Raw genomic sequence first — 14,357 nt, forward strand, 5'->3', positions numbered from 1 at the left:
CGGGGCGCGGGTCTCGGGTTAACAGCAACAAGAAAGGCCCCCGCCGATGGGGGGCGGGGGCCAGAGCCCGTTCCGATCCGACTGAATCGCAATCGGGTCGGTGAAACGGGTCTCTTCTTGAAGTTCAGAGGCGGATTCGCCGATCAGGCTCCCGGAGCGCAACGCGCGCCCCGTTTCAGAAGATGGCGCGGCTATTTCAGGCCGACATACTCGCCGCCGCCGATATGGTAATTCAGGCCGACAGTGACCGCATCGGCTGTGAAGTCGACCTTTGTCCTGCCGGTGAGGGTGGACGTATAATGGCCGCCATTGTAAAGATCCGCAGATTTTCCCGGCGCCAGCGGAATTTTATATGAATCGCTGTAGTTGTAGGAAATGCTGCCGAAGTCGAAGCGTTGATATTCCGCTTTGAGCGACCATGCCGAAGTCAGCTTATATTCAACTCCCGCCCCAATGGTCCAGCCGACGAGCGTCTCGCTGTGGTCATAATCGAATTTGGAGGGAGCCCCGTTTCGAGCACAGTTGCTATCACTGCCTAACGTATTGCAGTTCTGGCCGGCATAGTTTGCCTTGAAATTCCCATTCAGGAACGCAACGCCGCCTTTGGCATAGAACAAGGTGCGATCAAAAGCGTACCCGACGCGACCCGTGATGTCGCCGTACAGATCGCCGGAAGCGGAATAGCTCGCGTCGACATCGCACATACGGTGGTCATAGACGACTTCGGTTTTCCCGCCGTCGTACTGGCCCACGCAAGCTCTTGGCTTGTTCTCCGTCTTGAAACTCTTGTTCTCGCTCGCGTCCACCTTGAGGTAGCCAATATCGCCCTCAACGCCGAACACGAAGTTTCCGCTCTGGAAGTTGTAGCCGAGTTGCCCGCCGCCCGTGAAGCTGGTGGTGTTCAGGCCGCCCTTGTATTGCGGATCGCCCACATAAATGAAGGTGTCGTCGACGTCGGCCTTGCTCCAACCTGCGCCGGCATGACCGCCGATGTAAAAGCCCTGCCAAAGCGCCGGCGCTTCGTAAACCGGTCCATCCTTCAAGCTGCGATAAAGGTCGGCGGCAAGTACCGAATTTCCTGAAACCAGAATTCCACAGAAAACAACACTACACGCAGTGCGTGCAGATCTGAAAATAGCTGACATTGTTCTCACCCGATCTACTCAACCAGCGGTTCCAAGCCCATTTCAAAAATCAATGCGCCGATCGAATCCGCGTCCACATAGTATTGAATAGCCGCAACGTATTTTTTTGCCAGAGCAACTGACTTGTATCGCCAGTTGCCTTGAACGTTCGTGACAGTTTTGTCACAAATTATGGTAAATACTTGCCGGTGGAGAATATAATATTGGACGCCGTGGAATTAATACTACTTGTGATTGTCGCCTTCTCTAATGCACGCGCGCGGGACATGATTGCCCGCGAGCTCGCAGACCAGCTCTCGTCGCCGGTTACCTCCCGACCCGACCGACGGGCAGCGCGCGCGGGCGGACGCCGCTCTCGGCAGACCTGCCGGAGAAGAACGATCCGCAGAACGGCGACGGTCGTCGCGGTGATGGTGGAAGAGACGGTTGGATTGGTCGTCAGCGTGCGCCCGGCATCAAAATGCAAGGCGAACGCGCGCGCAGGATGTCGTGGCGCGCGGGCTTGCGAGCATTGCCGCCGCCGGACACGATTGAGGAGAAAGCAAGTTGGCGAGCTACGAGCCGAGCCTTCGCCCGCAGCGGATGGGCCGAAAATCCCCCCGCCCACGAACGACACGCTTCACAAAATCGTTCCGCTCCGCATAAAACTGATTTTAATAAAAAGGCGATGCATCTCTGTCGCCGGTCAAGCGCGCGCGTGCCAACAAAGGCCAGATCATGAAGCTGCTGCAATCGCTTTTGCTTTTCACGTTCACGATGATCGCGTCGCTCATCGCGTTTACGTATACGGCGATCCACTTCCCCACGACGATGCGCGAGCTTCTCTCCGGCGCGCAGCACGTGCGCGACCAGATGCAGTCCCTTTATCTCCCGGATAACTTCATGGTGTGGGTCGATATCTTCCTTCAGCCCAACCAGATCGTACTGGTGGGCATCTCGATCGCGATGCGGTTCGTGATCGGGATCATCGGAAGCTTCGTGTCGCGCAACCGCACACCTAAGCCGACGCCTCGCAGCGACCCCGCGTCAAACGCGGGAACCAATCCAGCCTTCGGCAGGTGGGGCTGAGGCTCGTCGCTCGCATCTCGTGAGAAGAGCGCGCGCCCCAAGGCAGAGGCGCGCGCGTTCGGCATTTCGCATCAGGCCTGCGCAGGCGTGCTCGCTTCGAGCGCGACGGCGACGGATTGCACGATCGCCGCGAAGCGCACCGCCGTCTGGATCGTCTCCGAAGACACGCCGCCCTCCCGCAGAACCTTCTCATGCGCGTCGATGCACATGCCGCAGCCGTTGATCGCGGAAACGGCGAGCGACCACAGTTCGAAGTCGTTCTTGTCCACGCCCGGATTGGCGATGACGTTCATGCGAAGGCGCGCGGGCTTCGTGCCGTATTCCTTGTTCGAGGCAAGGTGCACGAAGCGATAATAGACGTTGTTCATCGCCATGATGGACGCGGCGGCCTTGGCGGCTTCGAGAGCGGCGGGAGAAAGGTGCTTCGCGGCCTCGGCCTCGAACGCCGCTGCAACCTCGCGGTTGCGCGTGGAGATCGCCGAGGCGAGCAGGAGGCCGTATTTCGTCTGCTCGGAAAGAGTCTGGTCGTTGAGCGTGGACGAGAGATTGAGCTTCACGTCCTTGGCGAAGTTGCCGAGGCGGTCTTTGATGGCGTCGATCGACATCGTGCGGTCCTGTCGGAAAGTTGGAACTGTCGGAAAGTTGACATGCAAAAGCCCGGACCGTCGCGTTTGCGACGCCCGAGCCTTGCATTTCGGAAGACGGTCGCTGTTACGCGGCCTTGAGCGTATCCCCGCCGACGGCGCGATTGCAGGGGCAGAGTTCGTCGGTCTGCAGCGCATCGAGCACGCGCAGCGTGTCGGACGGATTGCGGCCGACATTGAGGTTGTTGGCGTAAACGTGCTGGATGACATTGTCGGGATCGACAATGAACGTATAGCGATAGGCGACGCCCGCATCCGAGCGCACGCCGAGGCCGTCGATCAGCGACCCCTTCGTGTCGGCGAACTGCCAGATATTGAGGTTGTGCAGATCCTTGTGATCGCGGCGCCATGCCAGCTTGCAGAACTCGTTATCGCTCGATCCGCCGAGCACGATGGCGTCGCGGTCCGCGAACTCGCTGGAGAGGCGCGCGAATTCGGCGATCTCCGTCGGGCAGACGAACGTGAAGTCCTTCGGGTAGAAGAAGATGATTTTCCACTTGCCCGGGAAGCTGCTTTCGGTCAGCGCCTCGAACGCGCTCACGCCGTTCTCTTCGTGAAAATTGAAGCCCGGCTTCACACCTGTAACCTCGAAAGACGGCAGCTTGTCGCCAATTCCCAACATAGCGAGTTTCCCTTCCGGTTATTTAACTGTCGGATTTGATTTAACGCAAACCACGTGCCAGGGGCATTCACGTTGCGGTGCAACATGGCTGCTATGACTTAACCGCAGAGATGACCGTCTGCCAAGCGTTTCGTTTGCCAAGGCTTCGGGGCTTCGCTCGGGCAAGCGAACACGGCGACCCGACCAGCGCGGTCAATCGCGCGCTCGAGATAGCGATCCCATCGGCACGCTCAAGGCGCGCACATCCCGTGTCGGGTGCGCGGCGAATGCTGATCGAATTGTTATTATGGGGGTTTTCTTGCCGCTTCCCGGCGGGGGAAACGAAAAATGGTGCGGTCGAGAAGACTCGAACTTCCACGGGTTGCCCCACTAGCACCTCAAGCTAGCGCGTCTACCGTTCCGCCACGACCGCAGCACCCCGTCATGTAATCGCCGGGGAGCCGCTTGTCTAACAAAAGATTCTCGCCCGCACAAGCCGCGACATGACATTCCAATTACGAATTTGCGGCGATCCGCCTTCAGCGCTAGTGTGCGCCATTCTCAAGCATGCTTTCAGCCCGCATACCGGAAAAACCATGAAAGAAATCATCGCCGAACTCGAACGCCGCCGCGCCGTAGCACGCCAGGGCGGTGGTGCAAGACGCATCGAAGCCCAACACAAGCGCGGCAAACTGACCGCCCGCGAGCGCATCGAGTTGCTCCTCGACGATGGCTCTTTCGAAGAATACGACATGTTCATGGAGCACCGTTGCACCGACTTCGGCATGGACTCCACGAAAATCCCCGGCGACGGCGTCGTCACCGGCTGGGGCACGATCAACGGCCGCGTCACCTATGTGTTCGCGAAGGACTTCACGGTGTTCGGCGGATCGCTTTCAGAAGCGCACGCGCAGAAGATCATCAAGGTCCAGGACATGGCGCTCAAGAACCGCGCGCCCATCATCGGTCTTTTCGACGCGGGCGGCGCACGCATTCAGGAAGGCGTGGCTGCACTCGGCGGCTATGGCGAAGTGTTCCAGCGGAACGTGCAGGCTTCGGGCGTGATCCCGCAGATTTCCGTCATCATGGGCCCCTGCGCCGGCGGCGACGTGTATTCGCCCGCCATGACCGACTTCATCTTCATGGTCCGCGATACGTCGTATCTCTTCGTGACCGGCCCGGACGTGGTGAAGACCGTCACGAACGAGGAAGTCACGGCCGAGGAACTTGGCGGCGCCAGCGTGCACACGACGCGCTCTTCCATCGCCGACCGCGCCTTCGACAACGACGTGGAATGCCTGCTCCAGATGCGGCGGCTCATGGACTTCCTGCCGCAGAACAACAAGGCCGCCGTTCCGCATCTGCCGACGCATGACGACATCCGCCGTCAGGAGCCTTCGCTGGCGACGCTCGTCCCCCCGGACGCGACGAAGCCTTACGACATGAAGGAACTCATCACGAAGATCGCCGACGAGGGCGACTTCTTCGAGATTCAGGAGACCTTCGCGCGCAATATCATCACGGGCTTCGCGCGTCTCGGCGGCTACCCCGTCGGCATCGTGGCGAACCAGCCGATCGTGCTCGCGGGCGTGCTCGACAGTGACGCCAGCCGCAAGGCCGCGCGCTTCGTGCGCTTCTGCGACTGCTTCAACATCCCGCTCATCACATTCGTCGACGTGCCGGGCTTCCTGCCGGGCACCGCGCAGGAATATGGCGGGCTCATCAAGCACGGCGCGAAACTGCTCTTCGCCTATGCAGAGGCGACCGTGCCGAAGATCACCGTCATCACGCGCAAGGCCTATGGCGGCGCTTACGACGTGATGAGCTCGAAGCATATCGGCGGCGACGTGAACTATGCGTGGCCTACCGCCGAGATCGCGGTGATGGGCTCGAAGGGCGCGGCCGAAATCCTCTATCGCGCGGAACTCGGCGACAAGGACAAGATCGCGGCCCGCATCGCCGAGTACAAGGAGCGCTTCGAGAACCCGTTCATCGCGGCCGAGCGCGGCTATATCGACGATGTCATCATGCCGTTCAACACGCGCTACCGTCTGGCGCGCGCGCTCAACATGCTGCGTCACAAGCAGCAGGAACTGCCGTGGAAGAAGCACGACAACATCCCGCTCTGAGGGACTTTATGAGCCAAGTCACCATCGTTACCGGCCTATTCGACATAGGCCGGGACTCTCTCAATAAAAGTTTTCGAAGGCCGTTTTCCTATTACGTCGAGAATTTCAAAAAGCTTCTTTCAATCGATTATCCGATGGTGGTTTTCGGAGACGAGGAACTTCGACCCATTGCTGAGGCGCGTAAGCACGCGCCTACCTATTTCATATCCACTGATCTGAATCGCCTGCGCGAAACGGAGACTTATCCGGCAATTGTCGCGGCCCGCGAAAGACTTCGTGAGAAGTTCTCCATGCGGCCAGGCGTGATAAAGGCGCCGCAGGCAACGCTCGATCTCTATATGCCGCTCGTGTCCCAGAAAATTTACTGGCTGCGTGATGTCGCGAGGCTGAATCCCTTCGGTTCCGATCATTTCATGTGGGTCGACGGCGGCATTGCCGGGCATTTCAAGCGCTTCTCGACGAGATATTTCGAGGGGAACTTCAGGAGCAGCCTTCCCTCCTATATGCAGAACAGGATGTTCTTCGTCCTTTTTCCTATTCGCCGCGATGCCGAAGAACTTCACGGTTTCGAGAAAGGCAAATTCGACGAATGGGCTGGCGAACCTCTGGACCATGCTGTGCGCGCGGCCGTTTTCGGCGGCGATGCGGCGAGCATCGAAAGAACGGTCCCGCTCTACGATGAGATTTTGCGCGCAACGCTTGCCGAAGGGCTGATGGGCACCGAAGAAAACATCATGACCATCATGGTCTGCCGGCATCGCCAGCTCTTTGAACTGCACCGCACCGTATCGGGAATCCCGTCCGAATTCATTCTTCGCCACGACCCTCTAGGCTCGCTCCTTTTCAAGCTAGGCTGGCAACGCATCGCGCTCAAACGGGCATCGAAGCGTTACAGAAGGAGACTTCTGGAACGCCTCCATCTCCGCGAAAGAAGCGCGCCCCTCCAGGTTGATTCGCTTTCGAGCAAATGAACCGCTGATATGTGGATGGGAGGGCGAGATATGCTCGCCTCAAGCCCGGCGCCAGCCCTTATGACTGCGGCGGCGCAGCCTTCGCGGCTTTCTCCATCGCGGGCTTGAGTTTCTGCGCGATGACTTCTTCAGTGAGCGGCCCGGCGTGGCGGTACGCGATGCGGCCAGCGCCGTCGATCACGAACGTTTCGGGCACGCCATACACGCCGAAATCGATGGACACCCGTCCGGTGTCATCCACGCCGATAGCCTTATACGGGTTGCCGAGACGCGCCAGAAAACGTTTCGCCCCCTCGGGCGTGTCGCCCTTGTAGTTGATGCCGTACACCGGTATGCCCTGCCTCGCGAGGTCCGTGATCAACGGATGCTCGACCTGACACGGTGCGCACCACGACGCCCACACATTGATCAGCGAAACGCGCCCCTTCTTGAGATCGTCGGACGAGAAGCCGGGCACGGGCAATCCGGTGGGGCTCGGCGCCCCGGGAAGCGCCGCGAGCTGGAAATCCGGTACCGGCTTGCCTATCAGCACGGATGGCAGGCTTTGCGGGTCGCCGGTGCGGAGCTGGTAATAAAGCAGCGAAAGAACCGCTACAACGATGACAACAGGCAGCACGAGGCGGCGCGGCTTTGTCGGGTTTTCCGTGTCGGTCATGAATTTCCCTGTCCCTGGCCCGAGCGCCGCTTGAGCCCGCGCCGTTCGAGATCGGCGAGGCGCTTCGTTTGTCCGCGCTCGTCGCCCCATGCCCATAATGCAAGCGCAATGACGCAGAACGCCGCCGCGCCGTAGGATATCCAGATGAAAGCCGCATGAGGTCCGAGATCAAGCATTGGCAGCCTCCTCAGTCCCGGCGCGCGCCGCATCGCCGCGCACATGCCGCGCAATCAGCGCGTCGCAGCGCCGACGCAGGATTTCGGCGCGCATCGCCTTGAGATGCAGCACCACGAACAGGAGCGTGAACGCTATCGCCATCACGAGGAGCGGCCAAAGAAGCGAAGAGTGGATCGTCGGTCCGTCGGCGCGGATCACGCTCGCGGGCTGGTGCAGCGTATTCCACCAGTTCACCGAATATTTGATGATCGGGATATTCACTGCGCCGATCAGCGCAAGGATCGCGGCGGCGCGCCCCGCCCTTCCCGGCTCGTCGATGGCCTGCCGAAGCGCGATAAGGCCGAGATAGAGGAAAAACAGGATCAGCACGCTCGTCAGCCGCGCGTCCCACACCCAGTAGGCGCCCCACATCGGCTTGCCCCAGAGCGAACCGGTGACGAGCGCGAGCAGCGTGAACGTCGCGCCGATGGGCGCCGCCGCCTTGGCCGACACGTCAGCCAGCGGGTGCCGCCAGATGAGGTAGCCCGCCGACGAGATGGCGATGATGGTGTAACACATCATGGCGAGCCACGCGGACGGCACATGGATGAACATGATGCGAACCGTCTCGCCCTGCTGGTAGTCGGGCGGGGCGAGGAACGCGCCGGTAAGGCCCACGGCGAACAGCAAAAGCGTCGCGATCGTGAGCCATGGCAGCACCTTTCCCGACAGCCGCATGAAGGTTGTCGGATTGGCGAGCGTAGAAAACCACCCCGGCCGTATCGTTTCGGTGTTCGTCAGGTCTGCCATAAGCGTCTCGTCCCCACTTTGTATCTTATATAACTCACTCCAAACTCAGGCGAAGGGCAAGGGCAGCGGCAAATGGCATCGCCGCCACCGAAAACAGCGAAAGCGCCCCGAGCAGCAGGATGCTTTGCGAGAAAGCCCCCGGCGCGCCGGACAACGCACCGACGCCGAAGATGAGGAAAGGAGCGAAAAGCGGCAGGATCAAGAGCGGCAGCAGCAACGCGCCGCGCCGTAGCCCAAGCGTCAGGGCAGCCCCCGCCCCCGCGACGAAGCTGATGCCGAGCGTGCCGACCGCCAGCGTGGCAAGCAGCTTCGGCACCGCGTCGAGTTCCATGTTGAGAAGCAGCCCCGCGAGCGGCGTCACCACGATGAGCGGCACGCAGGTGGTCAGCCAGTGCGCAAGGCTTTTCGAGGCGGCGATGAGTTCTGACGGCAGCGGGCCGATGGCAAGCGCGTCGAGCGAGCCGTCGTCGCGGTCTTCCTGAAACAGCGCGTCGACCGACAGCACGGCCGAAAGCAGAAATGAGATCCAGAGGATGCCCGGCGCGATGCGAGACAAGAGCGCGAGGTCCGGGCCGAGGCCCAGCGGAATGATCGACACCGCGATGAGATAGAAGCCGAGAGCGGTCCCGATGGCGGAGCCTTGGCGCAGAGCGAGTGTCAGATCGCGGGTAAGGAGCGCGAGGAAGGCTTTCATGCCGCGAATGCCCGCCCGGGCTTCAGTTCGAGAACGGTCGCCGCATCGCCCAGCGCAAGATCGAGATGCGTCGAGACGAGCGCGATGCCGCCTTGCGCGAGATGGTCGCGAATGGCCGTTTCCAGCCGCCGCGTGGAGGCCGCGTCGAGCGAGACGGAAGGCTCGTCGAGAAGCCAGACCGAGCGCTTCGCCGCAAGCAGCCGCGCGAGGCCGAGGCGCCGCGCCTGCCCTTGAGAGAGATGGCCTGCGCGATACTCCGCAAGGTCGAGAAGGCCGAATGCGTCGAGCGCGTTCTCGGCAGCCTCCGTGTCGTCCGCGCCCGAATAGAACCGCTGCCAGAAGCTCACATTTTCGATGACCGTGAGGCGCGGCTTGATGCCGTTCGTGTGGCCGATGTAATGGAAATGCCCTTCGCCGGTCCCCTCGCCCTTGTCGTCGGTCACGACGATGCGGCCGGAATCAGCCGGGAGATAGCCCGCGATGGTGCGAAGGAGTGTCGTCTTGCCCGCCCCGTTCGGTCCGCGAAGGATCAGCGCGTGCCCGGCCTCAACCTTGAACGACAGCGCTGGCACCACGATCCGCCCGCCGCGCTGACAGGCAAGCTTCTCCGCTGCGAGGCTCGAAACCGGCGTCGCGCGAGCAGAAGCGGAACCAGAACGGGTGAGCGGGGTAATACTCACAAATGAAAATCTCGTGTCGAAGGGAGGCCGAGCCTCTCTTTATGGTACTCTGCCGCATGCCCACAAGAAGCATTTTCGCACAGATGGAGAATCGCTGTGGCTTCCTTAACTCCGCGCTCCCTCGACAGCTTCCGCAGCCGGAAAACGCTCACTGTCGATGGAAAGCCGTATGAAATTTTCTCGCTCCACGACGCGGAGGCGAACGGCCTTTCCGGCGCCTCGAAGCTTCCGTTCTCGCTGAAGGTGCTGCTTGAGAACCTGCTCCGCTTCGAGGATGGGCAGACGGTGACGGCCGACGACATCCGCGCGGTAGCCCAATGGCTCGCCGAACGCCGTTCGACGCGCGAAATCGCGTTTCGTCCGGCGCGCGTGCTTATGCAGGACTTCACCGGCGTGCCCGCCGTCGTCGACCTCGCGGCCATGCGCGACGCGATGGCGAAGCTTTCCGGCAATACCGCCAGGATCAACCCGCTCGTGCCCGTCGATCTTGTCATCGACCATTCGGTGATGGTGGACAGCTTCGGCAATGCCCGCGCCTTCGAGGTCAATGTCGACCTCGAATATGAGCGCAACCGCGAGCGCTACGAGTTCCTGCGCTGGGGCGCGCTGGCGTTCGACAATTTCCGCGTTGTTCCCCCCGGCACCGGCATCTGCCATCAGGTGAACCTCGAATATCTGGGGCAAACCGTGTGGACGAAGGACGTTGACGGCGTTGCCCAAGCCTTCCCCGACACCCTCGTCGGCACCGACAGCCACACGACCATGATCAACGCGCTTTCCGTGCTCGGCTGGGGTGTCGGCGGGATCGAGGCGGAAGCGGCCATGCTCGGCCAGCCGATTTCGATGCTGATCCCGGAGGTGATCGGCTTCCGCTTCACCGGCAAGCTCAACGAGGGCGTGACCGCGACCGACCTCGTGCTGACCGTGACGCAGATCCTGCGCAAGAAGGGCGTCGTCGGCAAGTTCGTGGAATATTTCGGCCACGGCCTCGATACGCTCTCGGTCGAGGACCGCGCGACCATGGCGAACATGGCGCCCGAATATGGCGCGACCTGCGGCTTCTTCCCGACCGACAAGGACACGCTCGCCTATCTTCACGCGACGGGCCGCGATCCGCACCGCGTGGCGCTCGTCGAGGCTTACGCCCAAGAGCAGGGACTGTGGCGTGAGACGTCGACGCCCGATCCCGTCTTCACCGATGTGCTCGAACTCGATCTCGCAACTGTGGAGCCGAGCCTTGCCGGACCGCGCCGCCCGCAGGATCGCGTCGCGCTAGGCCAGGCTGCGGCGGGCTTCTTCGATACGGTCGCCGAGATGCGCGCACCGAAACCCGGCAGCGAGGCGGCGGAGATGGTCTCGGAAGGCGCGCCGAACGGCGGCCCCGTCGAGCGCGCCGTCGCGGTAGAAGGAGCGGACTTCTCGATGGCGGACGGCCACGTGGTCATCGCCGCCATCACCTCCTGCACCAACACCTCGAACCCGAGCGTTCTCGTCGCGGCGGGCCTTCTCGCAAGGAAGGCGCGCGAAAAGGGCCTCAAGCCGAAGCCGTGGGTGAAGACGTCGCTCGCGCCGGGCAGTCAGGTCGTAACGGATTATCTCACCATATCCGGCCTGCAGGCCGATCTCGACGCCCTCGGCTTCGGCCTTGTCGGCTATGGCTGTACCACCTGCATCGGCAATTCCGGGCCGCTGCCGGAGCCGATCTCGAAGGCCATCGCGGAAAAGGATCTCATTGCCGCCGCCGTTCTCTCCGGCAACCGCAATTTCGAGGGCCGCGTGAATCCCGACGTGCGCGCGAACTACCTCGCATCGCCGCCGCTCGTCGTCGCCTATGCGCTTGCGGGCTCGATGAAGATCGACCTCACCACCGATCCCCTCGGCACCGACACCGGTGGCAAGCCGGTGTTCCTCGCGGACATCTGGCCGACATCGGCGGAAATCGCGGAGATCGTGCGTACGTCCATCACGCCCGAGTTGTTCAAGACGCGCTACGCTCACGTCTTCAAGGGGGACGAGCGCTGGCAGGCCGTCGGCGGCAACCAGACCGGCAAGACTTACGACTGGGACGACGCCTCGACCTATGTGCGCAACCCGCCCTATTTCGAGCACCTGACCGGCGACGCGCCGCCCCCCGTCGCCGACATCGAAAACGCGCGCGTTCTGGCGCTGTTCCTCGACTCGATCACCACCGACCACATCAGCCCGGCCGGGTCCATCGCGCGCACGAGCCCCGCTGGCCGCTACCTCATCGAGCGCGGCGTCGAACCCCGCGACTTCAATTCCTACGGCTCCAGGCGCGGCAACCACGAGGTGATGATGCGCGGCACCTTCGCCAACATCCGCATCAAGAACCAGATGGTGCCGGGCGTGGAAGGCGGCGTGGCGCTGCACCAGCCGGACGGCGGGCGCATGTCGATCTACGACGCGGCGATGGCGTACAAGGCGGACGGCGTGCCGCTCGTGGTCTTCGCGGGTCGCGAATACGGCACGGGCTCCAGCCGCGACTGGGCGGCGAAGGGCACGCGGCTTCTCGGCGTTCGCGCCGTCATCGCGCAAAGTTTCGAGCGCATCCATCGCTCGAACCTCGTCGGCATGGGCGTGCTGCCGCTCGTGTTCGAGGATGGCATGTCGTGGCAGGCGCTCGGGCTGACGGGTTCGGAAACGGTGACGATCCACGGACTCGGCGATCTTTCACCGCGAAGGCGCATGACGGCGGAAATCGCCTTCGCGGACGGCTCGCTGAAGAACGTCCCGCTCCTGTGCCGCATCGATACGGTCGATGAACTCGCCTACTTCCGCGCGGGCGGCATCCTGCCCTATGTCCTGCGCAGGCTTGCGGCGGCCTGACCGAGTCGGATCACGTTTTCGAGACAAGTCCCGCAGCGCGCGGGACTTTTTCGTGCAATCGCGGCAGGATTGTGCGCAATCATCCGTTCACGGCTCGAAAGCCGTCCCCGATCGCGGCAAAAAAACCAAGTATTTCGAGCGCGTTACCAAAGTGCGGGAAAGCGACAAAGAAACGCTTGCGCCTCCGAAATCCCGCTGCAACACTTGTCATATATCAAAGAACATAAGCTCGCCCGTTGCCCGCAGCTTTAGAAATTCGCGGGTGCAGGCGAAGCATTTTCGGAAAAAGCCGCCGCCAAGAAACGGAAGAACCGGGAGTGAGCGCCATGGCGCAGAGCACGAAAGCCCCCTTCGATCAATGGGTCGAGACCGCGAACAGCCTCGGCCGACAGTCCGCCTCCAGCGTCGCCTGCCCGTGCTGCGGCTCGACCTCGCTCAGCGTGCGCGATGTCGAATACGGCTTCGGCCACGATCGCGGCGTGCAGCGCTACATCTCCTGCGGCCATTGCGGCGCGTTTACGGGCGTCGCCGTGCGCCACGCGGGCGAGGTCGAGAAGCAGGCGCTTCGCGCGGCGGAATAACGCTTCCATCCATGCGGACTGGCCGGGCGCGCGACCCGGCCTTTTTTGTTCGTATGACGCGGGCCCGATGGTCCGGGTTCCGTGCGACAATCGTCCTGTCCAATCGGGGCCGATTTCACGCAGACCGACAAAGTTCGCCCCAAGGATCGGGCGGCCTCGGTCAGAGTCCGTATGCCGCCGCTCACGCCGCCGCGCGCATGCCCATGGTCTTGCGGACTTCGAGGCGCAAGAGATCGATGGGCGCGAGCCCGTCCCTCGGCTTCTCGAAATGCCAGAAGGTCCAGCCGTTGCACGCGCCGCGCCCCTGCGCCTTCGCGCCGACCGCATGAATGGAACCGCGCGTGCCGTTCCACATCAGCGACGCGTCCGCCATCACCTGCGCGCGGATTTCCGCCTTCGCATCGAACAGCACATCGCCCGGCCGCAGCATGCCGCGTTCCAGCACCATGCCGAAGGGCACGCGCGGCTCGGCGCGCTTCGAGGTGATGAGCGCGGCGGCCTTCTCGTCGCACGGCTCGATGGCCGCGATACGGGCGCTGGCCGCCGCCACATAATCCGGGTCGCGCTCGATGCCGATGAAGCGGCGCCGCAGCAGCTTCGCCACGGCGCCCGTGGTGCCCGTGCCGAAGAACGGATCGAGCACGAGATCGCCGGGCTTCGTCGTCGCCATCAGCACGCGGGCAAGCAGCGCCTCGGGCTTCTGCGTCGGATGCGCCTTGCGGCCGCCGTCGTCGCGCAGCCGCTCCGGGCCGGAGCAGATCGGGATGAGCCAGTCCGAGCGCATTTGCAGGTCGTCGTTGAACGCCTTCATCGAGTCGTAATTGAACGTCGGCCGCGCCTTCTCGTCGCGCGCCGCCCAGATCAGCGTCTCATGCGCGTTGGTGAAGCGCGTGCCCTTGAAGTTCGGCATCGGGTTCGTCTTCAGCCAGATGACATCGTTCATCATCCAGAAGCCGAGATCCTGCAGCGCCGTGCCGAGCCGGAAGATGTTGTGATAGGTGCCGATCACCCACAGCGCGCCGTTCGGCTTGAGCACGCGGCGGCACTCCGAGAGCCAGGCGCGGCTGAAACGGTCATAGGTGGCGAAATCGGCGAAGCGGTCCCACGCGTGGTCCACGCCGTCGACGCGCGTGTTGTTGGGGCGGAGCAATTCGCCGCCAAGCTGGAGATTATAGGGGGGATCGGCGAAGACGAGGTCGACCGAGGCGGACGGCATGCGCCGCAGGATGTCGAGGCAATCGCCCTGAAGAATACCTTCCGCGGCAAGGGGCGCCGCCCCGCCGGATACAACACAAGAACGCATGACTCACCACTGCAACGGATACCGGAACAGGTGGGAATTTAGCAGAATCCGACGCAAAAAGGGTTAACGAGAT

At 62.5% G+C, this 14,357-nt stretch carries 14 protein-coding genes and 1 tRNA gene; 5 read left to right on the forward strand and 10 right to left on the reverse strand.

The features are described 5' to 3' along the window. Positions 1 to 191 precede the first annotated feature (191 nt). A complete protein-coding gene (locus tag EK416_RS11140; RefSeq protein ID WP_127077565.1) occupies positions 192 to 1,145 on the reverse strand; it encodes an outer membrane protein in 954 nt (317 codons plus the stop codon). A 717-nt stretch (positions 1,146 to 1,862) separates the two neighbouring features. Here EK416_RS11140 and EK416_RS11145 point away from each other — a divergent pair. Then, the gene (locus EK416_RS11145; RefSeq protein ID WP_127077566.1) at positions 1,863 to 2,213 is read left to right on the forward strand and encodes a hypothetical protein; all 351 of its coding nucleotides are present in this window, start codon (positions 1,863 to 1,865) and stop codon (positions 2,211 to 2,213) included. A gap of 71 nt (positions 2,214 to 2,284) precedes the next feature. Here the strand turns inward: EK416_RS11145 and ahpD are convergent, their stop codons facing one another. The 3 genes from ahpD to EK416_RS11160 all read right to left on the reverse strand — a co-directional run bounded on the left by ahpD (position 2,285) and on the right by EK416_RS11160 (position 3,891). Continuing rightward, complete coding sequence (gene ahpD, locus EK416_RS11150) at positions 2,285 to 2,818, reverse strand: alkylhydroperoxidase, AhpD family (protein ID WP_127077567.1); 534 nt, start codon at positions 2,816 to 2,818, stop codon at positions 2,285 to 2,287. A gap of 106 nt (positions 2,819 to 2,924) precedes the next feature. Then, positions 2,925 to 3,479, reverse strand: coding sequence for a peroxiredoxin (locus EK416_RS11155; protein ID WP_127077568.1), 555 nt, complete (start codon positions 3,477 to 3,479; stop codon positions 2,925 to 2,927). Positions 3,480 to 3,807: 328 nt separating this feature from the next. Continuing rightward, positions 3,808 to 3,891: transfer RNA gene (locus EK416_RS11160), tRNA-Leu, on the reverse strand. Between the two features lie 163 nt (positions 3,892 to 4,054). Between EK416_RS11160 and EK416_RS11165 the strand changes: the two genes are divergently transcribed. Together EK416_RS11165 and EK416_RS11170 are read left to right on the forward strand one after the other, a co-directional pair. After that, positions 4,055 to 5,587 (forward strand): acyl-CoA carboxylase subunit beta, encoded by a 1,533-nt coding sequence (locus EK416_RS11165; protein ID WP_127077569.1) that lies wholly within the window; start codon positions 4,055 to 4,057, stop codon positions 5,585 to 5,587. After that, complete coding sequence (locus EK416_RS11170; protein WP_127077570.1) at positions 5,557 to 6,558, forward strand: WlaTC/HtrL family glycosyltransferase; 1,002 nt, start codon at positions 5,557 to 5,559, stop codon at positions 6,556 to 6,558. Before EK416_RS11165 ends, EK416_RS11170 begins: the two co-directional genes overlap by 31 nt. 58 nt (positions 6,559 to 6,616) lie before the next feature. Here EK416_RS11170 and EK416_RS11175 read toward each other — a convergent pair whose 3' ends face one another. The 5 genes from EK416_RS11175 to ccmA are packed head-to-tail and all read right to left on the reverse strand — an operon-like array spanning position 6,617 to position 9,553. Next, the gene (locus EK416_RS11175) at positions 6,617 to 7,213 is read right to left on the reverse strand and encodes a DsbE family thiol:disulfide interchange protein (protein WP_127077571.1); all 597 of its coding nucleotides are present in this window, start codon (positions 7,211 to 7,213) and stop codon (positions 6,617 to 6,619) included. Next, complete coding sequence (gene ccmD / locus EK416_RS11180) at positions 7,210 to 7,389, reverse strand: heme exporter protein CcmD (protein WP_127077572.1); 180 nt, start codon at positions 7,387 to 7,389, stop codon at positions 7,210 to 7,212. The genes EK416_RS11175 and ccmD overlap by 4 nt, the downstream gene beginning before the upstream one ends. Then, positions 7,382 to 8,179, reverse strand: coding sequence for a heme ABC transporter permease (locus EK416_RS11185; protein ID WP_127077573.1), 798 nt, complete (start codon positions 8,177 to 8,179; stop codon positions 7,382 to 7,384). Before EK416_RS11185 ends, ccmD begins: the two co-directional genes overlap by 8 nt. A 34-nt stretch (positions 8,180 to 8,213) precedes the next feature. Then, positions 8,214 to 8,873 (reverse strand): heme exporter protein CcmB, encoded by a 660-nt coding sequence (ccmB, locus tag EK416_RS11190; RefSeq protein ID WP_127077574.1) that lies wholly within the window; start codon positions 8,871 to 8,873, stop codon positions 8,214 to 8,216. Further along, positions 8,870 to 9,553 (reverse strand): heme ABC exporter ATP-binding protein CcmA, encoded by a 684-nt coding sequence (gene ccmA, locus EK416_RS11195; protein WP_245434029.1) that lies wholly within the window; start codon positions 9,551 to 9,553, stop codon positions 8,870 to 8,872. Before ccmA ends, ccmB begins: the two co-directional genes overlap by 4 nt. A gap of 96 nt (positions 9,554 to 9,649) precedes the next feature. Here ccmA and acnA point away from each other — a divergent pair, with 96 nt between their 5' ends. Further along, on the forward strand, positions 9,650 to 12,400 hold the full coding sequence (gene acnA, locus EK416_RS11200) for an aconitate hydratase AcnA (protein WP_127077575.1): 2,751 nt from the start codon (positions 9,650 to 9,652) through the stop codon (positions 12,398 to 12,400). Positions 12,401 to 12,726: 326 nt separating this feature from the next. After that, on the forward strand, positions 12,727 to 12,981 hold the full coding sequence (locus EK416_RS11205; protein WP_127077576.1) for a hypothetical protein: 255 nt from the start codon (positions 12,727 to 12,729) through the stop codon (positions 12,979 to 12,981). Positions 12,982 to 13,162: 181 nt separating this feature from the next. Here the strand turns inward: EK416_RS11205 and EK416_RS11210 are convergent, their stop codons facing one another. Next, entirely contained in the window at positions 13,163 to 14,284 is a 1,122-nt protein-coding gene (locus EK416_RS11210; RefSeq protein WP_127077577.1) for a site-specific DNA-methyltransferase, read from the reverse strand. Between the last annotated feature and the right edge of the window lie 73 nt (positions 14,285 to 14,357).

This window comes from Rhodomicrobium lacus (genome assembly GCF_003992725.1).
GTDB classification, from domain to species: Bacteria; Pseudomonadota; Alphaproteobacteria; order Rhizobiales; family Rhodomicrobiaceae; genus Rhodomicrobium; species Rhodomicrobium lacus.

Coding starts and splice junctions, on each gene's coding strand:
- EK416_RS11140 (WP_127077565.1), bottom strand. CDS start 1,145: ATGTCAGCTATTTTCAGATCTGCACGCACTGCGTGTAGTGTTGTTTTC.
- ahpD (WP_127077567.1), bottom strand. CDS start 2,818: ATGTCGATCGACGCCATCAAAGACCGCCTCGGCAACTTCGCCAAGGAC.
- EK416_RS11185 (WP_127077573.1), bottom strand. CDS start 8,179: ATGGCAGACCTGACGAACACCGAAACGATACGGCCGGGGTGGTTTTCT.
- EK416_RS11155 (WP_127077568.1), bottom strand. CDS start 3,479: ATGTTGGGAATTGGCGACAAGCTGCCGTCTTTCGAGGTTACAGGTGTG.
- EK416_RS11175 (WP_127077571.1), bottom strand. CDS start 7,213: ATGACCGACACGGAAAACCCGACAAAGCCGCGCCGCCTCGTGCTGCCT.
- EK416_RS11205 (WP_127077576.1), top strand. CDS start 12,727: ATGGCGCAGAGCACGAAAGCCCCCTTCGATCAATGGGTCGAGACCGCG.
- EK416_RS11145 (WP_127077566.1), top strand. CDS start 1,863: ATGAAGCTGCTGCAATCGCTTTTGCTTTTCACGTTCACGATGATCGCG.
- ccmB (WP_127077574.1), bottom strand. CDS start 8,873: ATGAAAGCCTTCCTCGCGCTCCTTACCCGCGATCTGACACTCGCTCTG.
- EK416_RS11165 (WP_127077569.1), top strand. CDS start 4,055: ATGAAAGAAATCATCGCCGAACTCGAACGCCGCCGCGCCGTAGCACGC.
- EK416_RS11210 (WP_127077577.1), bottom strand. CDS start 14,284: ATGCGTTCTTGTGTTGTATCCGGCGGGGCGGCGCCCCTTGCCGCGGAA.
- ccmD (WP_127077572.1), bottom strand. CDS start 7,389: ATGCTTGATCTCGGACCTCATGCGGCTTTCATCTGGATATCCTACGGC.